Raw genomic sequence first — 22,761 nt, 5'->3', positions numbered from 1 at the left:
GCGGACGGAGTCCGCTCCTGCGCACCCCAGGAAGTCAGGATCGACCTGCTGGAGCGGGCGGCATCAGAAGAGGCTGCTCACCTCGCCTGACGCGCTCACCTTCGCTTCGATGATCTTCTGGCTGCGCAGGTTCTTAACGCGGATCACTTCGTCCTGCTTGCCGTTGGCCATTGCCTCGCCGACGGCGCTGGCCTGGATACCGTCCTGGCTGGCGACGATCTTCACCTGCTGGCCGCGACGCACCAGCATGGCGCCATCGAGCAGCGCCGGCGTCAGTGGCTGGTCGGCGCGGATACGGCGGCGGGCCGTCTTGCCGGCCACCTCGGCGATATCGGTGAAGTAACTCCGCGAGCTCTTGCCGATCTCCACCGGTGCGAGCTTGAGCTGCGCCGCGTCCAGCGTCTGGCCACGCGCGATCTCGCCGCTGGCGACCACCGTTGGCAGGTACACGGTGGGTTGGCTGATGAAGCTCACCGGCCAGCCGGATTGTCCTGCGCAGGAGGCTTCGAAGCGCCGTCGCGCGGTGATCGAGGCGGGGGCTTCGAGCGCGCGCAACTGCGGCCCGCCGGGGCAGGCAGCGAGCTTGCCCAGGCTGTTGGGCAGGTTGTTGTTCACCGTGAAGGTCATGCCTTTCCAGCCAGCTTTCTGCGCAGCGCTTTTCAGCTCGGCGGCGACCTGCTGCCTGGCCAGGGCGTCGAGTTGCCCGCGCGCGTCCTGCGCATCGGCGAGGGCGGGCAGCAGCAGGAGGAAACAGGCGGAAAGGGCCTTTCCGCATCCCGCCGTGCAGCGCGTCGAAAGCGGAAAAGCCGCGTTGCGAGCGCTCTTGGAGGCTGCGATTAAAGCCTTGAAAATCAATGGCATGAAGCGAATTTCCGGGGTGGGCATGCTTTGTGCTCTGTCGCTGCGCACGCCGAAAGATGGCCGAACGACGAGAGCGGGTTGCGCGAATGAGTATACGGTTTGACGAGACCCTGGGTATCCACGAGAGAGCCCTCTCGCTGCACATGCAGCGCAGCGAAATCCTGGCCTCCAACCTGGCCAACGAAGACACCCCCGGCTTCAAGGCGCGGGACATCGACTTCGCCGCCGAGATGCAGCGCCAGGACAATCCTTCGGCCCTGCTGGCCAGCGCCGGCCCGCGATCGATGGAGCTGAAATACCGCATTCCCAACCAGCCATCCCAGGACGGCAACAGCGTCGAGCTGGCCACCGAACAGGCGGAGTTCTCGCGCAACGCGATGGATTTCCAGACCAGCCTGACCTTCCTGACCATGAAATTCCGCGGCCTCAAGCAGGCCATCGAAGGACGCTGACGCCATGGCATTCGACTCCATCTACCGCATCGCCGGCTCGTCGATGAACGCGCAGACCGTGCGCCTGAATACCGTGGCCAGCAACCTGGCCAACGCCGACTCGGCTTCCGCCAAGCCTGAAGATGTATACCAGGCGCGCAAGCCGATGTTCGCCGCCGTCTACGAGAACGACCAGCTCACCCGCGGCGCCGGCATGGGCGGCGCCCACGTGCAGGTACTCGACGTGGTGACCTCGGGCCGTTCGCCGCAACGCCGCTACGAACCGGGCAGTCCGCTGGCCGACGCCACCGGCTACGTCTACTACCCCGACGTCAACGAGATCGAGGAAATGACCGACATGATGTCCGCCACTCGTAGCTTCGAGACCGGTGTGGAAGTGCTCAACCGCGTGAAGAGCATGCAGTCCAGCCTGCTGAAACTGGGAGATGCCTGATGAGCACGGTCAACAACGACACCAGCGGTACCAGCACCAACGGCACGTCGTCCGGCACGCCCAAGCAGGCGGTGAATCTCGGCGAGCTGACCGACATGGAGAACAGCTTCATCACCCTGCTGGTCGCCCAGGTGCAGTACCAGGACCCGACCAAGCCGGTGGACAGTACCGAGTTCATCAATCAGTACTCGGCCATGGCGCAGGTGAAGAGCATGCAGAACATGACCACCCTGCAGCAGAACAACCTGGTGCTGATGGACAACCTGCAGACCCTTACCGCTGCCGGTCTGGTCGGCCAGGAAGTGAAGGTCAGCGCCGACAGCCTGCAGCTGGACGGCGACAAGGTCAGCGGGCAGATCACCCTGGAACACGCCTCGGCCACCACCGTGCTGCAGCTCACCGATGCCAACGGCGTGCGCACCGACATCACCCTTGGCCCGCAGGAAGCCGGCGCCGTGCCTTTCACCGTGGACCCCCAAGCGCTGGGCCTGAAGCCCGGCAAGTACAGCCTCGCGGTGAAGACCGAGAGCGGCGAAACGCCGGGCGTCGAGGTCTCCGGCCTGGTGCACAGCGTCCGTGTCAGCGCCGACGGCCCGGTGCTGGAAGTCGAGGGCGCAGGCTCGGTGCCGTTCTACAAAATCGTCGAATTCAGTCAGGGCCAGGCTGCCTGAGCGCCTGTTCCCCCCACTTAGGATGAGCTAACGCCATGAGCTTCAACATCGCCCTGACCGGCCTGAATGCCGTCACCCAGCAGCTGGACACCATCAGCAACAACATCGCCAACTCCGGCACCGTCGGTTTCAAGTCCTCGCGCACTGAGTTCGGCAGCGTTTACGCCGACACCAAGGGCATGGGTGTGGAAGTCACCGGCACCACCCAGAGCATCAGCCAGGGCGGTTCGCTGGTGTCGACCAACCGTGCACTGGACCTGGCCATCTCCGGCGGCGGCTTCTTCGTGGTCAAGAGCGGCAACGGTGACACCCAGTACACCCGCGCCGGCGTGTTCAGCCAGGACAACGCCAACTTCCTGATCAACGCCACCGGCCAGCGCCTGCAGGGCTATCCGACCGATGCTGCCGGCAACCTGCTGGTGGGCACTGTCTCCGACCTGCAGGTGAAGACCGCCAACCTGCCGGCCAAGGCCACCGACAAGCTGGAGTTCGTCGCCAACCTCGATTCCAACGAGAAGGTGCCGGCCGTCGCGCCGTTCGATCCGCAGAAGGTGGAGACCTACAACTCCACCTACACCAGCAAGATCTACGACTCCCAGGGCAAGGAACATACCCTGACCCAGTACTTCGTGCTGACCGGCACCAACACCTGGGACGCGCACTACGCAGTGGACGGCAACGCCGTCGGCGCCGCCCAGTCGCTGACCTTCGCCCCGGACGGCTCGCTGTCCTCGCCGATCGCTTCCGTGCCGGTGAGCTTCACCCTGCCGGGCGTCGATCCGATGAACATCGCCCTGGACTACACCGGCACCAGCCAGTACGGCTCGGACTTCGTCGTCACCACCAACCGCACCACCGGTTACGCCGCCGGCGAGCAGACCGGTATCGCGGTGGAGAACGACGGCAAGGTCTACGTCAACTACAGCAACGGGCAGCGCATGCTGCAGGGCCAGGTCGCGCTGGCGAACTTCGTCAACACCGGCGGTCTGCAGAACCAGAGCGGCACCGCCTGGACCGAGACCTCCGCGTCCGGCGCCCCGCTGATCGGCGTGCCCGGCATCGGCCAGTTCGGCTCGCTCTCGGCCGGCAACCTGGAAGGTTCCAACGTCGACATCACCCAGCAACTGGTGGGCCTCATGGAAGGCCAGCGCAACTACCAGGCGAACACCAAGGTGATGACCACCGACAAGGAACTCACCCAGGTCCTGTTCTCGGCCATCTAAGGACTCGTCATGGATCGCCTCGGCTACACCGCAATGACCGCCGCCAGCCGCAGCATGGCGGCGCTGGACGTGCGCGCGAACAACCTCGCCAACGTCAACACCCCCGGCTTTCGCGCCGACCTGGAACACGCCACGGCCGTGGACGTGAGCGGCGCCGGCTACGACAGTCGCCACCTCGCGCGCATCGAAAGCAGCGGCGTGGACATGAGCGCCGGCACCCTGATGGCCACCGGGCGCGACCTCGACGTTGCCATCCAGGGCGCCGGGCTGCTCGCCGTGCAGAGTGGCAACGGCGAGGCGTACACGCGCCAGGGCAACCTGGAGATCGACGCCGACCGCCAGCTGATGATCAACGGCCGCGCCGTGCTCGGCGAAGGCGGCCCGATCACCCTGCCCGAATACGACGCCATCGCCATCGGCAGCGACGGCACCATCTCGGTCATGCCGCGCGGCGATTTCATGATGACCGACGTCGATCGCCTCAAATTGGTCGACGCCCCGGCTGCGTCGCTGGTGAAGAACGCCCAGGGCCTGCTGGTGAGCAAGGACGGCCAGAACGTCGCCGCCAGCGAGGATGTGCGCCTGGTCTCCGGGCACCTGGAGCAGAGCAACGTCTCGGCCATCGACCAGCTGGTGGGGACCATGAGCCTGAACCGGCGGTTCGAAACCCAGGTGAAGATGATGAAGGCCGCCTCGGATCTCGCCGAGGCCGGCGACCGCATGATCCGCGGCGGCTAACGCGCGGCGCGCAGACAGGAGCACAACATGAGTTCGGCACTTTGGGTCAGCAAGACCGGCCTGGCAGCCCAGGACACCGCGATGTCCACCGTGGCCAACAACCTGGCCAACGTCAACACCGTCGGCTTCAAGAGCGACCGTGCGGTCTTCGAGGACCTGTTCTACCAGGTGCAACTGCAACCCGGCGCCCAGGCTGACCAGGTCAACACCGTGCCTTCGGGCATCCAGTTGGGCAGCGGCGTGCGCGTCGTCGGCACCCAGAAGGTATTCACCGAAGGCAGCATGCAGACCACCGGGCAACCGATGGACCTGGCCATCGTCGGCAGCGGCTTCTTCCAGGTCGAGGCGCCCAATGGCGACACCTACTACACCGAGAACGGCCAGCTGCAACTGAACAACGAAGGCATCGTGGTCAACGCCCAGGGTCTGCCGCTGACGCCGAACATCGAAGTGCCGGCCGGCGCCAGCCGCTTCACCGTAGGCAGTGACGGCATCGTCACCGCCGTGCTGCCGGGCGAGACCCTGCCCACCGAGCTGGGCCAGATCACCCTGGTCAGCTTCACCAACCCGGCGGGTCTGGAAGCCCTCGGCGGCAACCTCTACAAGGAAACCGCCGCCAGTGGCGAGCCGCAGGAAGGCACGCCGGGCGAGGAAGGCCTCGGCACCTTGAAGCAGGGCGTACTGGAAGGCTCCAACGTACAAGTGGTGGAAGCGATGGTGAACATGATCGCCATCCAGCGCGCCTACGAAGCCAACGCCAAGGTGCTCGACGCCGCGTCGGGCATGCAGCAGTTCCTCAACCAGACGGTCTGACGATGACGCGCCTTGCCCTGCTGCTCGCCCTGGCGCTGCTCGCCGGCTGCCAGAGCTTCGAGGAGATGCTGCCGGACGAGGACTCCTCGACCTACCAGCCCCCGGAGCTGGACTACAGCCAGCCGCCGACCACCAGTGGCGGCCTGTTCCGTTCCGGCTACGGCGGTTCGCTGCTGCGCGACAAGCGCGCCATCGGCGTCGGCGACATCGTCACCGTGGTGCTCAGCGAATCCACCCAGTCGAGCAAGAGCGCCGGCACCAGCTTCGGCAAGAAATCCAGCCTGGACGTGCCGGTGCCGACCATCCTGACCAAGGAATACGGCGGCCTGGAAACCTCCGCCACGGCCAACCGTGACTTCGACGGCTCGGCAAAAAGCTCGCAGCAGAACACCCTGACTGGCTCCATCGCCGTGACCGTGCACAAGGTGCTGCCCGGCGGCGTGCTGCTGGTGAAGGGCGAGAAATCCCTGCGCCTGAACCAGGGCGACGAGTTCATCCGCCTTACCGGGCTGGTGCGTATCGACGACATCAACCGTTCCAACCAGGTGTCCTCGCAGAACGTCGCCAACGCGAAGATTTCCTACGCCGGGCGCGGCGTGCTCAACGACAGCAATTCGGCCGGCTGGCTGACGCGCTTCTTCACCCATCCGCTGTTCCCGATGTAAGCAGGCGAGCCCACCATGCGTAGAACTCTTTCCCGCCTGCTGGCGACGGCCTGCCTGTTCTGGCAGGCCGAGGCGCTGGCCATCCCGCTGCTCGACCTCGTGGACATCGAAGGCGTGCGCGAGAACCAGCTGATCGGCTACGGCCTGGTGGTCGGCCTGGACGGCACCGGCGACAAGAACCAGGTGAAGTTCACCAACCAGTCGGTGGCCAACATGCTCAAGCAGTTCGGCGTGAACCTGCCGCCGAACGTCGACCCGAAACTGAAGAACGTCGCCGCGGTTAGTGTCACCGCCAGCGTGCCGCCGTCCTATAGCGCCGGGCAGACCATCGACGTCACGGTGTCCTCGCTGGGCGACGCCAAGAGCCTGCGCGGCGGCCTGCTGCTGATGACGCCGTTGCAGGGCGTGGATGGCGAGGTCTATGCGCTGGCCCAGGGCAATCTTGTCGTCGGCGGCCTGCATGCCCAGGGCCAGAGCGGCTCCAGCGTGTCGATCAACAGCGCCAACAGCGGCCTGATTCCCAACGGTGCGACCATCGAACGGATGATTCCCAGCGACTTCACCCAGCGCCCGGACGTGATGCTCAACGTGCGCAAACCGAGCTTCCAGACCGCCACCCAGGTGATGAACGCGGTCAACCAGCGCTTCGGCTCCGGCACCGCCACCGCGCTGGACGGCACCAAGGTGTCGGTGCGCGCTCCGGTCAGCCTGGCCCAGCGCACCAGCTTCATGGCCATGCTCGAAGGCATGGACGTGCAGGAAGGCCGTACTCGCCCCAAGGTGGTGTTCAACAGCCGCACCGGCACCGTGGTGGTTGGCCAGGGCGTGCGCGTGAAAGCCGCCGCAGTGGCCCACGGCACGCTCACCGTGACCATCAGCGAGAACCCCCAGGTCAGCCAACCGGGGGCCTTCTCCAACGGCACCACGGCGGTCACGCCGCAGTCGGACGTGTCGGTCAGCCAGGACAAGAAACCGATGTTCAAGTGGCCCGAGGGCACCAGCCTGGAAAGCATCATCAACACGGTGAACAGCCTGGGCGCCACGCCGGACGACGTGATGAGCATCCTCCAGGCGCTGGAGCAGGCCGGCGCACTGAATGCCGAGCTGGTGGTCATCTGATGAGCATCACCTCGCTCAATCGCCCTATCGTTCCCAACGGCCAGCCGGGCGAGTCGCCTGAGCAGGTGCGCCGCGAGCAGTTGCAGGCGGCCTCTGAGCAGTTCGAGGCGATGTTCCTGCAGCAGATCCTCAAGCAGATGCGCAAGGCTGGCGACGTGCTGTCCGCCGGCAGCCCGCTGCGCAGTCGCGACCTCGATACGATGCGCGACTTCTACGACGAGGCGCTGGCCGAGCACCTGGCCTCGCGCAAGCAGACCGGCATTGCCGAGCTGCTGGTGCGCCAGCTTTCCAGCGAACCCACCGACACCTCGCAACCGGTTGCCTTCGCCGATGAGGGTGAAGCCTTGCGCCGTCCCTCGGTGTCCAGTCGCAACCCGCTGGTGGATAGCTGGCAGCGCGGCGTCGATCGCCTCGCTCATGCCTGGCAGCAGGGCAGCGCTGGTTTCCGAACCCTGGTGGACAGCGTCATCGGCCAGGAATCCGGCGGTGACGCCTCCGCCGTCTCGCCCAAGGGCGCGCGCGGGCTGATGCAGCTGATGCCCGACACCGCCCGCGAAGTGGCTGGCGAGCTTGGCCTGCCCTACGACGAGCAGCGCCTGACCAGCGACTCGGCCTACAACAAGGCCCTGGGCAGCGCCTACCTGGGCAAGATGCTCGATCGCTACGACGGCCAGCACGTGCTCGCCCTGGCCGCCTACAACGCCGGCCCCGGCAAGGTGGACGAGTGGCTGAAGAACAATGGCGACCCGCGCAGCGGGCAGATCGGCATGGCCGACTGGGTACGCAGCATTCCCTACGACGAAACCCGCGACTACACCCTCGGCGTGCTCCGTCGGGTGCGCGAGGCCCAGGCGCCAGCACGGATGCCCGGCAGCGGCCTATCGCCGGAGAGCGGCCTGAAGCACGCGCCGCAGGAAGGATTTAAGCGCCACAGCGATTGCGTCGCCTATCAGGGACAACAGCCCGAATTTGTTTCCCGACCGGCCTCGGCGGCGTTTGCCCAGCCGATCCGCCTCGAGTCGAAGGAGAATGCCTCTTGAGTATGTTGAGCCAGATCGGCTACAGCGGCCTGCGCGCGGCGCAGATCGCCCTGGCCACCTCCGGCCAGAACGTCGCCAATGCCAACACCCCCGGTTTCAGCCGGCTGAGCCCGGTGCTCGCCTCGCTGGCCGGCGAGGGTGGCCTGAACGTCGGCGGCGGCGTGACGGTGACCAGCATCCGGCGCATGGCCAACGACTTCCAGAACCAGCAGCTGTGGCGCGCCACCACCGAGCAGAGCTATTACGACAGCGGCCAGCAGTACCTGTCCGCGCTGGAGGGCCTGATGGGCGGCGAAGGCTCGAGCATCAGCGTCGGCCTGGACAACTTCTTCGCCGCGCTCAGCGAGGCCACCGCCACACCGGGCTCGGTCGCCCTGCGCCAGCAGATCGTCAACGAGACGAAGAACCTTGCCCAGCGCTTCAACGGCCTCTCCGGCAACATCGACAGCCAGCTGCGCGCCCTGCAGGAGCAGCGTGGTTCCATGGTCGGCGAGATCAACGGCCTGACGTCCAACCTTGCTGCGCTGAACAAGCAGATCGTCGAGGTCGGTTCGTCCGGCGGCGACACCACGGCGCTGCGCGATCACCGCGAAAGCCTGGTGCAGGACCTCTCCAAGTACGCCTCGATCCGCGTCAACGAAGTGGCCGACGGCTCGCTCACCGTTTCCCTCGCCAACGGCCAGCCGCTGGTGGCCGGCAACTCTGCCGGTCAGCTGGCGATCAGCCGCACCGCCAGCGGCGAGCAGGCAATCGCGCTGACCTTCGCCGGCACCAGCTTCCCGCTGGCCCAGGACGGCATGGGTGGTTCCCTCGGTGCGCTGTACGACACCGAGTACGACACCCTGCGGCCCAACCAGACCGCTCTGCACGAGATGGCCGGGCAGTTCGCGCAGATGGTCAACGACACCCTGGCCAATGGTTTCGACCTCAACGGCAACCCCGGCCAGGCGCTGCTCACCTACAACGCCGGCAGCACCACGGCGATGCTCAGCGTGAACGAGCTCAAGCCTGAGGAACTGGCGCTGTCGGACACTGCGGGCGAATCCGGCAACAACGTCAACCTGCTGAAGCTGCTCGATCTCAAGGGCCAGTCGATCACCCTCTCCGGCAGCCAGGTGACGCTCAACGACGCCTTCGCCGGCCTGCTCGGCAAGGTGGCCAGCGCCAGCCGGCAGAACCAGGCCGACCAGAAGACCGCCACCACCGTGGCCAGCCAGGCGCAGGCCAGCCGCGACAGCGTCAGCGCGGTGAGCCTGGATGAAGAGGCGGTCAACCTGATCACCTACCAGCAGGCCTACCAGGCCAACATGAAAGTCATCAGCACCGCCAAGGAGCTGTTCGACTCGATGCTCGCGGCCTTCTAGGTCCCTGGCTAAGGAAAGCACCATGCGCATTACCAACGCACAGATCACCGCGCTGATGGGCGGCTCGATGAACAGCAATTCGGCGGCCCTGGGCAAGCTGATGCAGCAGATGTCCAGCGGGCAGCGCATCCTCCAGCCTTCCGACGACCCCATCGCCAGCGTGCGCATGCTGCGCATCCAGCGCGAGGAAGCGAGCCTGGCGCAATACCGCACCAACATCGGCAACGTCTCGGGCAACCTGTCGACCCAGGAAACCAACCTGCAGGCGACCTCCGACGCGATGCTCAACGTGCGCGACCTGCTGCTCTGGGCGGCCAACGGCTCCAACACTGGCGGCGATCTCAACGCCATGGCCGGGGAGCTGGAGAACATCGAGAAGACCATCGTCAGTTTCGTCAACGTGCGCGACGAGGAAGGCCGCTACCTGTTCTCCGGCACCCTGAGCGACACCGCCGCGGTGACCTACGAACCGCTGACCGACACCTACGTCGCCACCGGCAACGACAAGTCGCGCCAGGCCGCCGTGGCCAACGGTGTGCAGGTGGAAGAGAACGTCACCGCGCTGGGCGTGTTCGGTAGCAACATGGACTTCCTCAACCAGCTGCATGCCACGGTGAAGATGCTCAAGGACCCGGCGCTGGATGTCACTGATCCTGCGGTGCACGCGCAGATCGCCGCGACCATCGACAGCCTCGACAGCGGTCATGACGGTGTGCTCGGCGCCATCACCGAGCTGGGCGGCCGGCAGAACACCCTGACCATGCTCAACTCGAGCAACGAGGAAGTCTCGCTGGTGAACCAGAAGATCAACGGCGAGCTGTCGCAGCTGGACTATGCCGGCGCGAGCATTGACCTGAACACCTACCAGCTGGCCCTGCAGGCGACGCAGAAGACCTACCTGAAGCTCAACGACCTGTCGCTGTTCAGCCGCCTGTAAGTTTCTTCGTAGGGGAGCCGGGCCGCACCGCAAGGAGGTCTGGACGCCAATCGGCGGCGCACCGTCCGGTTCCCCTACTTTTTATCCCGCCTCCGCCCGGCCCCCAGTGCCGGGCGGATGCACATCCGGTGCAGAGGTCACCATGAAGGTCATCAAGCAACTGCCGGCCGCTGCCGTCTTCGATCCCAGCGCCCGCCGCGACGTCATCCTGCCCCCCACCGGTGAGCGGCAGAACGCCCTGCGCAAAGGCGCGGAAAAAGGCGAGAACGCCGCACAGATGGCGCGCGGCGCGCAGAAGAGCGGCAGCTTCAACCTGCAGCTCAACCAGCAGTTGTCCTCCATGCAATCGGCGGACAGCTACCTGGGCGACCTGCAGGATCGCCTCGGCGGCCTCAAGCTCAACCTCAGCCGCGAACTCAGCGCGCCGCAATCGCAGGACCGCGAAGGCGTGCGCCAGGCCACCCGGCAGGTCAACGAACTGCTGGAGCAGCGCGCCCAGCGTTCGGACGGCAGCCTCGACGCGAACTTCCGCCTGCGCCTCAACGAACCGGTACGCAGCCGCTTTAGCCTGGAAGGCCTGGAATCGGTGCAGGACATCCAGCGTTCGGGCAAGGAAACCCTGCTGTTCAGCGCCGGGCGCCAGCTCGCCGAGCCGGCCGCGGTGGTGCTGGACGATGGCATGAGCACCGAGCAGGTGCTGCGTCGCTTCAACGCCACACTGGGCCAGGCCGGCATCCGCGCTGAGCTTGATAGCGATGGCGCGTTGAAGTTCTCCGCGCCCGAGGCCGACTGGCAGCAGTTCAAGGGCCAACTGGCGGTGCAGGGCGAGGGCAAACTGTTCGCCAAGGGCAAGAACACCCGGCTGAAAAGCCAGGAAGAAGGGCTCCTGGCGTTCCCCACCGAGATCAGGACCGATGCCTTCCGCGAGCAGCGTCAGTTGCTCGACTCGGTCGTCTCGGCGCTGGATCGCATCGGCGGTCTGCGCGACCAGCTGCGTCATCGCCAGGACGACATCCGCGATTTTCTCGACCGCCACGCCAGCGAGGATGAGCGCGAGTGGGCGCACCACTTTGCCGCCTCCATGCTCGACCGCATGGGGCGCAGCGCCACGCACTACAGCGCGGCGGCGCAGACGGTGGTGGCGCAGGCCAATCTCAGCCGGTTTGCGGTGGTGAGCCTGCTGGCCTGATACGCCGGCGCAAGGGCTGTTCGCGAGCAAGCTCGCTCCTACGAAGAGCAAACCGTGGCCAACCTGTAGGAGCGAGCTTGCTCGCGAACCGCACGGCGCCTGCTTCAAGACAAAAAAAGGCGGAGCCCAGCTCCGCCTTTTTTCATTTCACTTCCGCAATCACGCCAGCTTCAGCAGGCCCATGCCCAGCACCAGCATCGCCAGGCCGACCCAGCCGCGCCACACCAGGCGCTGGCCAAACAGGGCCCAGCCCATGGCAACGGTGGCGAGGATGCCGAAGCCGCCCCAGATGGCGTAGGCCACCGACAGTTCAATGCCGCGTACCGCCTGCGCCAGCGCGGTGAACGCACCCAGTACGCAAAGGATCGAGGCCACGCCGATCAAGCGCTTGCGGAAGCCGTCGGAGTACTTCAGCAGCAGGTTGGCGATGACTTCCAGGACGATGGCCAGGCCCAGCCAGGCCATCGGAATCAGGTCATGGTTCAGCATGTCACGGCCTCCCCAGTCAGTTCACGGCTCTCTTCACGCTTGCCGGTACGGGTACCGGACTTCACCAGCAGGATGCCGGCAATCATCACGGCCAGGCCCAGGGCCTTGTCCAGGCTCAGGTGCTCGCCGAGGAAGAAGGCACTGACCAGAGTGATCAGCACGATGCCGATGCCTTCCCACAGGGCGTAGGCCACGCCGACCGGCACGCGCTTGATGGCCAGCGACAGGAAGTAGTACGACAGGCCGATCATCAGGTACATCAGCAGCAGCCCGGCAATCGGGAACAGCGTGTGGGTGAATTTCATCGAGGTGGTGCCAACGACTTCAAAGCCGATGGCGGCAAACAGATAGATCCAGGAACGCATGGTAAAGCCCTCCCACGGGCAGCCGCGCGCAGTCTCGCTAAGAGCATCCTTGCGGCGGTTTTCGGTTCGGGTTCGGCGGCGCCGACTCGGGCGGCAATCACCTTTGAGTGTTTGCCGCGCTTGGCGCCACCAGAAGGTGGTTGCCGAAGGGAGGAGCTAGAGGTCGCCGGTCCAGTGACGCTCGCGCGAAACCAGGCGGGAAGTGGGGAGAGGTAGAGCCTTGATGTTCAACATAATGAACATATTGTGCCAAATTTCAGGTCGCCTGGCAAATCGACTGCCTGTGCTGTGGAGTTTCAGGCCCATATTCCGGCGTTTCACAAGCCTGCTGGAAGCAGCGCGCTGTCAGGGTTGTGCAATATTTTGTTCACTCTGTTTCGCCTGCGACAGCGCGCCACAGTCATGACCTGCGCCAGGCCGTTTTCCGCTCCGGCCTGCTAGCATCCAGCATCGATATCCCGTCGGAGACTGTGATGATCGCCCTGCGAGAAGCCTGGAAGGCCGGACTGTTCGGCCGTGAGCATTGGACGCGCAACCTGGTGGCGGGCGTCATCGTCGGGGTGGTCGCCCTGCCGCTGGCCATGGCCTTCGCCATCGCCAGCGGGGTGAAGCCCGAGCAGGGCATCTACACGGCGATCTTCGCCGGCGCCCTGGTCTCGCTGTTGGGCGGCAGCCGCGTGCAGATTGCCGGACCGACCGGCGCCTTCATCGTCATCCTCGCCGGGGTTACCGCCAAGTACGGCGTGGACGGCCTGCAGATCGCCACGCTGATGGCCGGGGCGATACTCGTGCTGCTGGGAGTCAGTCGCCTGGGCAGCATCATTCGCTTCATCCCCGCGCCGGTGATCGTCGGCTTCACCGCGGGTATCGGGGTGATCATCTGGGTCGGCCAGTGGAAGGACTTCTTCGGCCTTCCCGCCGTCACCGGCGAGCACTTCCACCAGAAGCTCTGGCACCTGATCCAGGCCCTGCCGCAACTGCACATCGCGACGACCCTGCTGGCGCTGCTGAGCCTGGCGCTGGTGCTGTTCACCCCGCGCATCGCCGCGCTGCGCCGGGTGCCCGGCCCGCTGGTGGCGATGGTGGTGGTGACGGCGATCCAGTCGCTGTTCCATTTCGACGGCGTGGCCACCATCGGCAGCGCCTTTGGCGGAATCCCGCAGGGGCTGCCCAGCTTCAGTCTCCCGGAAGTGACCCTGCCGCGTGTGCTGGAACTGATCGGTCCGGCGTTCGCCATCGCCATGCTCGGCGCCATCGAGTCGCTGCTCTCGGCGGTGGTCGCCGACGGCATGGCCGGCACCCGTCACGACTCCAACCAGGAACTGATCGGCCAGGGCATCGCCAACCTGGTCACCCCGCTGTTCGGCGGCATCGCCGCCACGGGTGCCATCGCCCGCACCGCGACCAACATCCGCAACGGCGGCAACAGCCCGCTGGCCGGCGTCACCCATGCCGCGACCCTGGTGCTGATCCTGCTGTTCCTCGCGCCGCTGGCGTCGAACATTCCGCTCTGCGCGCTGGCGGCGATCCTTTTCGTGGTGGCCTGGAACATGAGCGAGGCGCGGCACTTCCTGTTCATGCTCAAGCGCGCGCCGCGCGCCGACGTGGCCATCCTGCTGGTGACCTTCCTGCTCACGGTGTTCAGCGATCTGGTGATCGCGGTGAACATCGGCGTGATCCTCGCCATGCTGCACTTCCTGCGGCGCATGGCGTCCTCGGTGGAAGTGCATGCCGACGACGGCCCGGAGCTGGACGTGGAGCTGCGCGGCCGTGGCCTGGGCGACCTGCCGCCGGGGGTGCTGGTGTACAGCATCGAGGGGCCGCTGTTCTTCGGCGCGGCGGAAACCTTCGAGCGCGCGCTGGCCAAGACCCACACCGACCCGAAGGTGCTGATCATCCGCCTGCGCCATGTGCCGTTCATGGATATCACCGGCCTGCAGACCCTGCAGGAAGTGATTGAACAACTACAGCGGCGGGGCATCGAGGTGCGCCTGTGCGAGGCCAATGCGCGAGTGCTCGGCAAGCTGCGCAAGGCCGGCGTGCTGGAGGAGATTGGCGCGGGGTATCACCCGGATTTCCCGGCGGCGCTGGCGGCGGGTGCGGAGGGGTAACGGGCGGGTTGGGTGCGTTGGTTTGGCAGCCTCTCCCCAGCCCTCTCCCTGAAGGGAGAGGGAGCCGTCCTCTGCATCGTTACATATCGGCGTTAGTCGGCGAGTGTAGATATGTCCGTGCATGCCGGCCGGTCCCCTCTCCCTTCAGGGAGAGGGTTAGGGAGAGGGCAAGCCATCGCTGCGAGCTGACAGATCGCGTAGGAGCGGACTTCGTCCGCGATCGATATCCGGCGCGATGCGGACCCATCGCGGACGAAGTCCGCTCCTACGTCAGGTTCAGCCCTGCATCAGCTCCGCCAGCAGTTCTTCCTTGAGCTTCGTCAGCACCGGCTCCCCACGCTCGCGCGGATGCGGCAGATCGACCCGCACTTCGTGGCGGATCCGCCCCGGCCGCGCGTCCATGACGATCACCCGGTCGCCCAGGTACAGCGCCTCTTCCACGTCATGGGTGACCATGATCATGGTGCTGCGCTGCTGCACCCAGATGCGTTGCAGCTCGTGCTGCAGGCGCACGCGGGTGAGGGCGTCGAGGGCGCCGAAGGGTTCGTCCAGCAGCAATACCTTGGGCCGGGTGATCAGCGCACGGGCGATGGCCGCTCGTTGCGCCATGCCACCGGAGAGCTGATGCGGATAGGCCTGCTCGAAGCCGGTCAGGCCCACCAGTTCCAGGTGATCGGCGACCCGCTCGCGCTTCTCGGCACGGCTGATCTTCTGGTTCTTCAGCGCCAGGGCGACGTTCTCTTCCACGGTCTTCCAGGGGAACAGGCGGTGGTCCTGAAACACGATGCCGCGCTCCAGGCTGGTGCCGGTGACCCTCTGGCCGTCAAGCAGGATGCGCCCGCTGTAGTCGTTCTCCAGCCCGACGATCAGCCGCAGCAGCGAGGATTTTCCGCAGCCGCTGGCGCCGACGATGCTGACGAATTCGCCGGGGCGTACGTCGAGGGAAATGTTCTCCAATACCGGCAGGCTGCGGCCGTCGATGGAATAGGCCTTGCTCAGGCCCTGGATGGCCAGCGCGCCGTGTTGCGCCTGTTGGGCCGGAAGTATGGCGGGATCGAGGATCGCATTCATGATCGAGGCACTCATGGCAATAAGGGTCAGCGCAGGTTGCGCCAGCGCAGCAGGTGACGACTGAGGCGGGCGAATAGCTGGTTCATGGCATAGCCGAGCAGGCCGATGCTGAGCACGCCGATCACCACGATCTCCATGCGCGAGCCGGTCTCGGCGTTCATCATCAGGTTGCCCAGGCCCATGCCGGTGGAGAGGAACAGCTCGCAGCCCACTGAGCTGACCCAGGCGAAGGCCAGCGCATGCAGCACGCCGTTGCTCAGGCTGGGCAGGGCGCCGGGCAGCAATACGTCGCGAAACTGTTGCCAGGGGCCGAAGGCGTAAAGACGGCCGACTTCGCGGTAGCGCTTTTCCACGTCGCGGAAGCCCTCGAAGGCATTCAACGTCATCGGATAGAAGGCGGCCAGGCTGACGATCAGCACCTTGGACGGCTCACCGCTGCCAAACCACAGGGCGATCAGCGGGATCATGCCGAGGATCGGCACCTGGCGGATCGTGTGGTACAGCGGCGCGAACAGCCGCTCCAGCGGCTTCGACAAGGCCATCCCGGCGCCCAGCGCGAAACCGGCGAATACGCCCAGCAGCAGCCCCAGGCTGGTGCGTTGCAGGCTGGCGGCGACACTCAGCCACAGCTCGCCGGTGCGGATCAGTTCGGCGAAGCCTGCACCGATGCGTTCCAGCGGCACGAAGGCATAGGCAGCGCTGGCGCCCTGTTGCGATTGCCAATGCCAGGCGGCGATCAGCAGGGCCGGCAGCACCAGGCCACGCAGTGATTTGAGGTGGGGGATCATGGCGTCGGTCTCCAGCGCAGCAGGCGCTTCTCCAGCAGGCGGAAGGCGAAATCGAGAATGAAGCCGATGGCGCCGGTGACGATCACCCCGACCATCACGATGTCGATGCGCAGCATCTGCCGGCTCAGCTCGATCATCTGCCCCAGGCCGCTGTCGGCGGCGAGCAACTCGGCGGCCACCAGCACCATCCAGGCGCGGCTCAGGCTGATGCGCAGGCCGGTGACGATGGGCGGCGCGGCGGCGGGGAAGGCGACGTCGCGCAGCAGGCTCCACAGCGGCAGGCGGTACACGCTGGCGACCTCGAAGTAGCCGCGCGGAATGCCCTTCACGCCTTCGCTGGCGGCCAGCGCCACGGGAAAGAAGGCGGCCTTGGTGACGATCAGGATCTTGAAGGTTTCTTCCACGCCGAAGAACAGGATGAACATCGGGATCAGCGCAATCGATGGCACCTGGCGCAGGGTGTGGAACAGTGGCGCGCAATAAACCTCCACGGTTTTCGACAAGGCCATTGCGGTACCGAAGACCAGCCCGCCGACGGCGCCGATGGAGAAGCCGATGGCCAGGCGCGACAGGCTGTTGAGCACGTGCTCGCGCAGTTCGCCGCTGGCCAGCAGGTCCTTGAAGCTGGCCCAGACTTCCGCCGGCGGCACCAGCAACTGTGGCGGGAACCAGCCGGCGCGCGCGGCGACGAACCAGGCCAGCAGCAGGAGCAGCGGCGAAGCGAACCAGCTCAGACGATCAAAGGTGTGGTTGAGCATTCAGCCCTCCTGTCCAAGCAATGGCTCGGTGGTTTGCCGGCGCAGCTTGCGTTGCCAGCAGAACAACGCGGCCAGCAGCACCAGGGGGATCCAGCAGAGGAACAGGTTGCCCAAGCCGACGAAGTGGCTGATCGCTCCGCCCAGCAACGCGCCGGAAAAGCTGCCGGACATCGAGGCGAGGTTGAACAGCCCGGAAATCTTGCTCTTGTCCATGGCGTGCTCGCCCAGCTGGGCCATGTTCACCAGGTGGATAAGCGCCGCCGCCGCGCTGAGCAGCACGCCGCCCAGGGCCAGCAGCCAGTAGTTGTGCGCGCTGCCGAGCAGCAGCAGGGCGAGTAGTGCCGCGCAAAGGCTGCCGATGTAGGCCAGGCGCCGGCCGCTGCGTTCGATCAGGTAGCCGAAGCCGAACAGCCCGAGCACCGAGGCCAGGCCCTGGATCATCACCAGGCTCACCGCCTGGCCTTGCGAGAGGCCGGCGACTTCCATCGCCAGCAGCAGGATGAAGGTGCCAAACAGCGCGCTGGTGGCGGCGCTGAGCAGCTCGATCAGGCAACTCTCGGCGATCTCGACGTTGGCCAGCATGGCGCCGACCTGTTGCAGCAATCCACCGGTGGCGGCAGCGACGGGTACGTCTTCGCTGGGTGCCTCGCCTTCCCAGAAGCCGAGGCTGTAGAAGGCCATCAGGCCAAAGCACAGGCCGATGGCGGCAAAGCCCCAGGTGAAGCTGGCCGCGCCACTCAACCAGTTGCCCAGCAGCGGCCCGAGCAGGCCCATGCCCAGGGTCAGGGAGCCGCGGTACCAGCCGGCCTTGTCGTTGCCGATGCGCTTGAGCTGACGCAGGAAGGCGCTGTTCATGGCGACGATGCGGAAGGGGATGCACAGGCCGATCAGCAGCCGCGCGAAGGCCAGCCACAGCCAGCCGCCGAACAGCGGGATGGCCAGGTTCAGCAGCATCGGCCCGAGGCTGGCGAGAAAGTACACCCGGCGCGCACCGAAGCGGGCGATGACGAAGCCGGCGGGGAGGGTGAGGATCACCATGCCGAGGGCTTCCATGGCCGAGATGATGCCGATCTGCATGGCGTTGGCACCGATGCTGATGGCGTAGAGCGTGGTGACGATCTTCGCCATGCCGATGGTGGCGCCGCTGAAGGCCGCCAGCAGCATGAAGTTGAGCAGGAAGGCGCCGGGCCTTTCGCGCACGTCAGATGGCGACATCGATCTTCCCCAGCAGGGCTTCCAGCGGGCGCGGGTCGATCCAGTCGTCGACGCTGAAGTTGTCGCCGATGAATTCCCAGCGCTGGAGGAACGCGGTGAGATCGCGTAGCGCGTTGATCGAGCGCTCGGCGAGGTTGGTCTGCAGGCGCAGGTGTGCGTCTTCACCGTAGGCGCTGGCGACCCAGAACTCGCTGGTGTTCAGCTCGCGGGCGAGGAAGCGACGGGTTTCTTCGGGGTGTGCCCAGGCCCATTGTTCGGCGCGCAATACGGTATCGAGCACCAGCACGGCGGCGTCGAAGTGCTCGTCCAGCAGTTGCTGGTCGACGGTCAGGGTGCGTGGCGTGCCGATGTTGGAGCGCACCAGCGGCTCGGGGTGCGAGCCGACATCCATCACCACATGCAGGCCGAACTCATGGGCCAGCTGCAGGCCGTGGGCACCCTTGAGGAAGATCGCGTCGATGTCGCCGCGCAGCAGGCCGATCAGCTCGTTGTTGCGCTGCACCACGCGGTTGCCCTTGAGCGCCACCTGGGCGCCGAATACGTGGCGTACCGGATCGTCGCTGAAGGTGCCGCCGTAGGGGTAGTCCACCAGCTCGACGTCGCGCACTTCCAGGCCTTCCAGCCGCAGGGCGTTTTCCAGGCCGCGCAGGGACTGGGCGCGGGTGAAGTCGATCTGCACGTTGGCCCACTTCGGCAGGCCGAAGCGCCGGTGGCGCAGGTCGCGGATACTGCGCACGCCGCTGTCCGGGGCGCTGACGATGAGCTGCACCTCGTCGCTCCACGACAGCCCGACCACCCGCGTACGCGCGCCGCTGGCGCGCGCCCAGATGGCCGGGATGTTGCCGCCGTGGCGGACGGAGTAGGGCAGGTGATGGTCGAAATGCGCCTCGCGCACCTCGCGCTCGGATGACTCGCGCAGTGACTGGATGCGCGTGCCGAAGGGGCGGAAGGCCTGGGCCAGGCGCCCGGACTCGACGGCGATGCCGAGGCCCGTGGGAACGGGACTGTGGGTGTACCAGAGGGTTTCCAGCGGTGTGCTCATGGGTGTCCGTCAGGGGTGAAAGCCCCCGCGCCGTCGCGCGGGGGCCAGGTCGGGAAACAGAGGGAATCGCCCTCGTGACGTTGATCAGCCAGTCTTCTGTGCCAGGCGGCTGCGCAGGGCTTCCAGCGGGCGCGGGTCGATCCACTCACGCACGTCGAAGCGTGCCGGGATGAAGTTCCAGCGCTGCAGGAAGTCGGTGAAGTCCTGCAGGGCGAGGATCGAGCCTTCGTCGAGGTTGGTGCGCAGGCGCAGGTGGGCGTCTTCGCCATAGGCGGTGGCGACCCAGAACTCGCTGCTGTTGGTTTCCCGCGCCAGGTAGCGGCGGGTGTCGTCCGGGTGCTGGTGCGCCCAGTCTTCGGCGCGCAGCACCGAGGCGAGGATCGCGGTGGCGGCGTCGGGATGCTGCTCCAGCAGATTGAGGTCGACGCTGAGGGTGCGCGGCGTGCCGTTGTTGGAGCGGATCAGCGGCTCGGGGTGAGCGCCGGTGTCGATCACCGTGTGCAGGCCGAACTGCTGCGCCAGCTGCACGGCGTGGGCGCCCTTGAGGAAGATCGCGTCCACTTCGCCACGCAGCAGGCCGACCAGTTCGGGGTTCTGGCTGCGTCGGCGGCTGCCGCCGTGGCCGGTGATGCCGACGATGTTGCCCGGCGCCTCATCGCTGAAGGTGCCCTTCAGGCCGAAGTCCACCAGCTCCAGGTCGCGCACTTCAAGGCCTTCCAGGCGCAGGGCGTTCTCCAGGCCGCGGATGGCCTGGGCGCGGGTGAAGTCGATCTGCGCGCCGCTCCAGTCCGGCAGGCCGAAGCGCCGGCCCTTGAGGTCGCGCACGCTGCGGATGCCGCTCTCGGCGGTGGTCAGGATCAGTTGTGCTTCATCGGCCCAGGACAGGCCGATCACTCGGGTCTCACGGCCGCTGGCGCGGGCCCAGATGGCCGGGATGTTACCGCCGTGGCGCACCGAGTTCTGCAGGGTATGGTCGAAGTGCGACTCGCGCACCGCCTGGTCGGCGGACTCGCGCAGCGACTGGATCTTCGTGCCCTGCTCGGCCAGGGACTCTTCCAGCCAGCCTTTCTGCACGGCGATGCCAAGGCCCGTGGGGACCGGGCAACGGGTGTACCAGAGGGTATCGAGGGGACGGGACATGTGCAGCTCCTTGTGGGTCAGGCGCGGGCCTTGAGTTCGTGGACGTCGGCGCGTTTGCCCTGTACCAGTGGCAGGACTTCCTGGCCGATGCGCAGGGCTTCTTCCAGGTGCGGGTTGCCGGCAAGGATGAAGGTGGAGAAACCGGCGTCGCGGTACTCGGCGAGGCGCTCGGCGACGTTCTCGTGGCTGCCGACGAGACCGATGGTCGGGCCTGGCTTGGCCTTGCCGAAGCCGGCCCAGAGATTGGGGCCGAGGATCAGGTCGTCGAAGCGCTCGACGTTCTGGTGGTAGGCGGTCTGCCGCGCGGCACCGACCGAGTCCGAACCGGTGGCGAAGTTCTTGATGAAGGCGCTGGTGCGCGCGTCGATGCGCTCGTACTGGCGGCGCAGCTCGCTCCAGGCGGCCTCTTCGGTCTCGCGTGCGAACAGGTCGATGCGGATGCCGAAGCGGATTTCACGGCCCTGCTTGTCGGCCAGCTCGCGCACGCGCTCCAGGTGCGGCTTGAGCTTGTCGATGGGTTCGGCCCAGTTCAGGTAGACGTCGGCGTGTTTCGCCGCGACGTCCAGCGCCGGGTCGGAGAAGCCGGAGAAGTACACGCCGGGTTTGCGCACGTTGCGCAGCGCGATCGGCAGCGAGCCGTTCTCCAGTTGGTAGATATCGCCCTGGTAGGAGAACTGCTCGTTCTTCCACAGGCCGTCGATGATGTCGAGGAACTCGCCGGTGCGCTGGTAGCGCTTGTCGTGCTCGAGGAAGTCACCGTTGGCGCGCTGGCTGGCGGGGTTGCCGCCGGTGATGATGTTCCACTCCAGGCGGTCGCGGGACAGGTGCTGGAGGATCGCCGCCTGCTGCGCGGCATAGGCCGGCAGGGTCCAGGCGGCCTGGAAGGCGATGAGGAATTTGATCCGACGGGTTTCGCGGGCCAGCGCGGCGGCGGCGATCCACGGCTCCGGCCCGGTGGGCAGCAGCGCACCTTCGAAGCCGGCGATCTCGGCGGCCTTGGCCACCTGGGCGATGTAGTCGATGTAGGTGAAACCGTCCGGCTCACCGTTAGGCAGACGTCCCGGGGCGATGTTGCCGGGGCGCTCGATGTGGCTGCCGCGGTTGTTCTTGTCCGAGGCGAGATAGGGACCGTCGCTGCCCAGCGGCAGTCGCCAGAAGAATTCGGTGCTCATGGGCTTGCTCCTTTGCTTTGCGGGGGGCAGCGTCGTGCTGCTCGTGCAGGGTCTTGAGCAAGGGCTGTGCCCAAAGGCTGGAGGCCAGGCGGGGCGGGGCTTTCAGGACAGTGTGCTGCGATAGCAGCAGGGCGTTTGTCTGTACAGCAGCAGTGGGGCAGCAGAGGATGCTGGGCGGGCAGCAATTTCGGCAGCGTTCAGACCGTTTCAGCCATCATGCGCATTCGCGTTGTTCATAAATTGCTGATTTTGTTGAGTATTTTTTAATGGCACAAGTCCTGCTCAGTCACTGGAACACCGCCACGCGGTTCATCCATTCCCGACTGCCAGGAGGCATTCCATGTCCACCCTCGATCCGCAACTTGCCAACCAGCTCGAACAGGTTCGCCGTGACTTTGCCAAGGCCTTCCGCGTGCTCAAGGAAAGCCGCACCCTCACCGCCACCAACACCTACCAGGCCTATGTGCGAGTGCCGGACAGCGACAAGGTGATTGCCGTCCATGCACCCAACCCGTGGGCGGACGACCAGGAAATCCGTGCCGTGATCTCGACCTGGGACGGCGAGGTGATCCTCGACGAAAGCATCGCCGGAGCGACCCCGCTCAGCGGTCGTGGCGCCGGCGGCAACGGCAAGCGCTATGCGGCAATCTTCCAGGCGCGCCCGGAAATCAACGTGGTGATCCACGTGCACACGCCCTACCTCGGCGGCTGGGCCAGCGCCCACCGCGTGTTGCCGATCCGCTATGCCGCTTCCCAGCGCGTGACCCTGGCCCGTGAGCTGCCGATCTACATCGACCGCCGCCAGCCCGAGCCGCTGTTCATCCTCGATCGCATCGCCGAGAACCCGCATACCCCGGCCATCCTCGAAGCCAACGGCGGCGCGACCTTCTGGGGCGAGGACCTGATCAAGGCGTCCAAGCTGATCCTGCTGATCGAGGAAGGCGCCTACTTCCAGGGCCTCGCCGAAGGCCTCGGCGGCTCCCAGGAATTCGGCCCCGGCGTGCTGGAGCAGCAATGGAAAATGACCGGCCTCTGGGAGCAGGGCCAGAAGCTGCTGGGCGCGGCGGCCTGAGTATTCGCCTGAACTGAAAAAGCCCTCTTGCGA

Annotated in this window: 24 protein-coding genes; 14 read left to right on the top strand and 10 right to left on the bottom strand. The window is 66.2% G+C overall.

The annotated features are described in order from the left end of the window. Positions 1 to 63: 63 nt before the first annotated feature. Positions 64 to 861, bottom strand: coding sequence for a flagellar basal body P-ring formation chaperone FlgA (gene flgA, locus ACNFH5_RS01780; RefSeq protein WP_416743766.1), 798 nt, complete (start codon positions 859 to 861; stop codon positions 64 to 66). Between the two features lie 86 nt (positions 862 to 947). Between flgA and flgB the strand changes: the two genes are divergently transcribed. The 12 genes from flgB (at position 948) to ACNFH5_RS01720 (ending at position 11,505) form a co-directional block, all read left to right on the top strand. Further along, positions 948 to 1,313, top strand: a complete 366-nt coding sequence (gene flgB / locus ACNFH5_RS01775) for a flagellar basal body rod protein FlgB (RefSeq protein ID WP_416743764.1) — start codon at positions 948 to 950, stop codon at positions 1,311 to 1,313. A gap of 4 nt (positions 1,314 to 1,317) precedes the next feature. Further along, positions 1,318 to 1,746, top strand: coding sequence for a flagellar basal body rod protein FlgC (gene flgC / locus ACNFH5_RS01770; protein ID WP_416743762.1), 429 nt, complete (start codon positions 1,318 to 1,320; stop codon positions 1,744 to 1,746). Beyond that, positions 1,746 to 2,417 carry a flagellar hook capping FlgD N-terminal domain-containing protein gene (locus ACNFH5_RS01765; protein WP_416743760.1) on the top strand — a complete coding sequence of 224 codons (672 nt, stop codon included), beginning with the start codon at positions 1,746 to 1,748 and terminating at the stop codon, positions 2,415 to 2,417. The genes flgC and ACNFH5_RS01765 overlap by 1 nt, the downstream gene beginning before the upstream one ends. A gap of 35 nt (positions 2,418 to 2,452) precedes the next feature. Beyond that, positions 2,453 to 3,640, top strand: coding sequence for a flagellar hook protein FlgE (gene flgE, locus ACNFH5_RS01760; protein WP_416743758.1), 1,188 nt, complete (start codon positions 2,453 to 2,455; stop codon positions 3,638 to 3,640). A 9-nt stretch (positions 3,641 to 3,649) separates the two neighbouring features. Then, positions 3,650 to 4,378, top strand: coding sequence for a flagellar basal body rod protein FlgF (locus tag ACNFH5_RS01755; RefSeq protein ID WP_138213237.1), 729 nt, complete (start codon positions 3,650 to 3,652; stop codon positions 4,376 to 4,378). A 27-nt stretch (positions 4,379 to 4,405) separates the two neighbouring features. Continuing rightward, entirely contained in the window at positions 4,406 to 5,191 is a 786-nt protein-coding gene (gene flgG / locus ACNFH5_RS01750; protein ID WP_413348415.1) for a flagellar basal-body rod protein FlgG, read from the top strand. A gap of 2 nt (positions 5,192 to 5,193) precedes the next feature. Then, positions 5,194 to 5,856, top strand: a complete 663-nt coding sequence (gene flgH / locus ACNFH5_RS01745) for a flagellar basal body L-ring protein FlgH (RefSeq protein WP_045213279.1) — start codon at positions 5,194 to 5,196, stop codon at positions 5,854 to 5,856. Between the two features lie 15 nt (positions 5,857 to 5,871). Beyond that, positions 5,872 to 6,975, top strand: a complete 1,104-nt coding sequence (locus ACNFH5_RS01740; protein ID WP_416743755.1) for a flagellar basal body P-ring protein FlgI — start codon at positions 5,872 to 5,874, stop codon at positions 6,973 to 6,975. After that, complete coding sequence (locus tag ACNFH5_RS01735) at positions 6,975 to 8,015, top strand: lytic transglycosylase domain-containing protein (RefSeq protein WP_416743753.1); 1,041 nt, start codon at positions 6,975 to 6,977, stop codon at positions 8,013 to 8,015. The genes ACNFH5_RS01740 and ACNFH5_RS01735 overlap by 1 nt, the downstream gene beginning before the upstream one ends. Further along, positions 8,012 to 9,379, top strand: coding sequence for a flagellar hook-associated protein FlgK (flgK, locus tag ACNFH5_RS01730; protein WP_416743751.1), 1,368 nt, complete (start codon positions 8,012 to 8,014; stop codon positions 9,377 to 9,379). Before ACNFH5_RS01735 ends, flgK begins: the two co-directional genes overlap by 4 nt. A 22-nt stretch (positions 9,380 to 9,401) precedes the next feature. Continuing rightward, positions 9,402 to 10,316 (top strand): flagellar hook-associated protein FlgL, encoded by a 915-nt coding sequence (gene flgL / locus ACNFH5_RS01725; protein WP_416743749.1) that lies wholly within the window; start codon positions 9,402 to 9,404, stop codon positions 10,314 to 10,316. Positions 10,317 to 10,458: 142 nt separating this feature from the next. Next, positions 10,459 to 11,505: a hypothetical protein gene (locus ACNFH5_RS01720; RefSeq protein WP_416743748.1), complete on the top strand. Its 1,047-nt coding sequence runs from the start codon at positions 10,459 to 10,461 to the stop codon at positions 11,503 to 11,505. Between the two features lie 159 nt (positions 11,506 to 11,664). Here the strand turns inward: ACNFH5_RS01720 and mdtI are convergent, their stop codons facing one another. Together mdtI and ACNFH5_RS01710 are read right to left on the bottom strand one after the other, a co-directional pair. Next, positions 11,665 to 11,994: a multidrug/spermidine efflux SMR transporter subunit MdtI gene (mdtI, locus tag ACNFH5_RS01715; protein ID WP_017521322.1), complete on the bottom strand. Its 330-nt coding sequence runs from the start codon at positions 11,992 to 11,994 to the stop codon at positions 11,665 to 11,667. Beyond that, complete coding sequence (locus tag ACNFH5_RS01710; protein WP_416743746.1) at positions 11,988 to 12,359, bottom strand: SMR family transporter; 372 nt, start codon at positions 12,357 to 12,359, stop codon at positions 11,988 to 11,990. The genes mdtI and ACNFH5_RS01710 overlap by 7 nt, the downstream gene beginning before the upstream one ends. A 473-nt stretch (positions 12,360 to 12,832) precedes the next feature. Between ACNFH5_RS01710 and ACNFH5_RS01705 the strand changes: the two genes are divergently transcribed. Next, positions 12,833 to 14,470: a SulP family inorganic anion transporter gene (locus ACNFH5_RS01705; RefSeq protein WP_416743744.1), complete on the top strand. Its 1,638-nt coding sequence runs from the start codon at positions 12,833 to 12,835 to the stop codon at positions 14,468 to 14,470. A gap of 276 nt (positions 14,471 to 14,746) precedes the next feature. Here the strand turns inward: ACNFH5_RS01705 and ACNFH5_RS01700 are convergent, their stop codons facing one another. From ACNFH5_RS01700 to ACNFH5_RS01670, 7 genes are all read right to left on the bottom strand, one after another. Next, positions 14,747 to 15,541, bottom strand: a complete 795-nt coding sequence (locus ACNFH5_RS01700) for an ABC transporter ATP-binding protein (RefSeq protein WP_416743742.1) — start codon at positions 15,539 to 15,541, stop codon at positions 14,747 to 14,749. Positions 15,542 to 15,567: 26 nt separating this feature from the next. After that, complete coding sequence (locus tag ACNFH5_RS01695) at positions 15,568 to 16,329, bottom strand: ABC transporter permease (RefSeq protein ID WP_416743740.1); 762 nt, start codon at positions 16,327 to 16,329, stop codon at positions 15,568 to 15,570. Further along, a complete protein-coding gene (locus ACNFH5_RS01690; RefSeq protein WP_416743738.1) occupies positions 16,326 to 17,087 on the bottom strand; it encodes an ABC transporter permease in 762 nt (253 codons plus the stop codon). Before ACNFH5_RS01690 ends, ACNFH5_RS01695 begins: the two co-directional genes overlap by 4 nt. After that, entirely contained in the window at positions 17,088 to 18,302 is a 1,215-nt protein-coding gene (locus tag ACNFH5_RS01685) for an MFS transporter (RefSeq protein ID WP_416743736.1), read from the bottom strand. Continuing rightward, entirely contained in the window at positions 18,289 to 19,344 is a 1,056-nt protein-coding gene (locus ACNFH5_RS01680) for an ABC transporter substrate-binding protein (RefSeq protein WP_416743735.1), read from the bottom strand. The genes ACNFH5_RS01685 and ACNFH5_RS01680 overlap by 14 nt, the downstream gene beginning before the upstream one ends. 84 nt (positions 19,345 to 19,428) lie before the next feature. Then, complete coding sequence (locus tag ACNFH5_RS01675) at positions 19,429 to 20,484, bottom strand: ABC transporter substrate-binding protein (RefSeq protein WP_416743733.1); 1,056 nt, start codon at positions 20,482 to 20,484, stop codon at positions 19,429 to 19,431. Between the two features lie 17 nt (positions 20,485 to 20,501). Next, on the bottom strand, positions 20,502 to 21,656 hold the full coding sequence (locus tag ACNFH5_RS01670) for an LLM class flavin-dependent oxidoreductase (protein WP_045213251.1): 1,155 nt from the start codon (positions 21,654 to 21,656) through the stop codon (positions 20,502 to 20,504). A gap of 340 nt (positions 21,657 to 21,996) precedes the next feature. On the opposite strand from ACNFH5_RS01670, the gene ACNFH5_RS01665 reads away from it, so the two are divergent. Continuing rightward, a complete protein-coding gene (locus tag ACNFH5_RS01665) occupies positions 21,997 to 22,728 on the top strand; it encodes a class II aldolase/adducin family protein (RefSeq protein WP_416743732.1) in 732 nt (243 codons plus the stop codon). Positions 22,729 to 22,761 lie beyond the last annotated feature (33 nt).

Source organism: Pseudomonas sp. NY15435 (assembly GCF_048068295.1).
Classification (GTDB): Bacteria; Pseudomonadota; Gammaproteobacteria; order Pseudomonadales; family Pseudomonadaceae; genus Pseudomonas.
This window is presented reverse-complemented; position numbering and strand designations above follow the sequence as displayed.

Excerpts from the sequence above, each read along its gene's own strand:
- flgA (WP_416743766.1), bottom strand. The coding sequence starts at position 861 with ATGCCATTGATTTTCAAGGCTTTAATCGCAGCCTCCAAGAGCGCTCGC.
- flgB (WP_416743764.1), top strand. The coding sequence starts at position 948 with ATGAGTATACGGTTTGACGAGACCCTGGGTATCCACGAGAGAGCCCTC.
- flgC (WP_416743762.1), top strand. The coding sequence starts at position 1,318 with ATGGCATTCGACTCCATCTACCGCATCGCCGGCTCGTCGATGAACGCG.
- ACNFH5_RS01765 (WP_416743760.1), top strand. The coding sequence starts at position 1,746 with ATGAGCACGGTCAACAACGACACCAGCGGTACCAGCACCAACGGCACG.
- flgE (WP_416743758.1), top strand. The coding sequence starts at position 2,453 with ATGAGCTTCAACATCGCCCTGACCGGCCTGAATGCCGTCACCCAGCAG.
- ACNFH5_RS01755 (WP_138213237.1), top strand. The coding sequence starts at position 3,650 with ATGGATCGCCTCGGCTACACCGCAATGACCGCCGCCAGCCGCAGCATG.
- flgG (WP_413348415.1), top strand. The coding sequence starts at position 4,406 with ATGAGTTCGGCACTTTGGGTCAGCAAGACCGGCCTGGCAGCCCAGGAC.
- flgH (WP_045213279.1), top strand. The coding sequence starts at position 5,194 with ATGACGCGCCTTGCCCTGCTGCTCGCCCTGGCGCTGCTCGCCGGCTGC.
- ACNFH5_RS01740 (WP_416743755.1), top strand. The coding sequence starts at position 5,872 with ATGCGTAGAACTCTTTCCCGCCTGCTGGCGACGGCCTGCCTGTTCTGG.
- ACNFH5_RS01735 (WP_416743753.1), top strand. The coding sequence starts at position 6,975 with ATGAGCATCACCTCGCTCAATCGCCCTATCGTTCCCAACGGCCAGCCG.
- flgL (WP_416743749.1), top strand. The coding sequence starts at position 9,402 with ATGCGCATTACCAACGCACAGATCACCGCGCTGATGGGCGGCTCGATG.
- ACNFH5_RS01720 (WP_416743748.1), top strand. The coding sequence starts at position 10,459 with ATGAAGGTCATCAAGCAACTGCCGGCCGCTGCCGTCTTCGATCCCAGC.
- mdtI (WP_017521322.1), bottom strand. The coding sequence starts at position 11,994 with ATGCTGAACCATGACCTGATTCCGATGGCCTGGCTGGGCCTGGCCATC.
- ACNFH5_RS01710 (WP_416743746.1), bottom strand. The coding sequence starts at position 12,359 with ATGCGTTCCTGGATCTATCTGTTTGCCGCCATCGGCTTTGAAGTCGTT.
- ACNFH5_RS01705 (WP_416743744.1), top strand. The coding sequence starts at position 12,833 with ATGATCGCCCTGCGAGAAGCCTGGAAGGCCGGACTGTTCGGCCGTGAG.
- ACNFH5_RS01700 (WP_416743742.1), bottom strand. The coding sequence starts at position 15,541 with ATGAATGCGATCCTCGATCCCGCCATACTTCCGGCCCAACAGGCGCAA.
- ACNFH5_RS01695 (WP_416743740.1), bottom strand. The coding sequence starts at position 16,329 with ATGATCCCCCACCTCAAATCACTGCGTGGCCTGGTGCTGCCGGCCCTG.
- ACNFH5_RS01690 (WP_416743738.1), bottom strand. The coding sequence starts at position 17,087 with ATGCTCAACCACACCTTTGATCGTCTGAGCTGGTTCGCTTCGCCGCTG.
- ACNFH5_RS01685 (WP_416743736.1), bottom strand. The coding sequence starts at position 18,302 with ATGTCGCCATCTGACGTGCGCGAAAGGCCCGGCGCCTTCCTGCTCAAC.
- ACNFH5_RS01680 (WP_416743735.1), bottom strand. The coding sequence starts at position 19,344 with ATGAGCACACCGCTGGAAACCCTCTGGTACACCCACAGTCCCGTTCCC.
- ACNFH5_RS01675 (WP_416743733.1), bottom strand. The coding sequence starts at position 20,484 with ATGTCCCGTCCCCTCGATACCCTCTGGTACACCCGTTGCCCGGTCCCC.
- ACNFH5_RS01670 (WP_045213251.1), bottom strand. The coding sequence starts at position 21,656 with ATGAGCACCGAATTCTTCTGGCGACTGCCGCTGGGCAGCGACGGTCCC.
- ACNFH5_RS01665 (WP_416743732.1), top strand. The coding sequence starts at position 21,997 with ATGTCCACCCTCGATCCGCAACTTGCCAACCAGCTCGAACAGGTTCGC.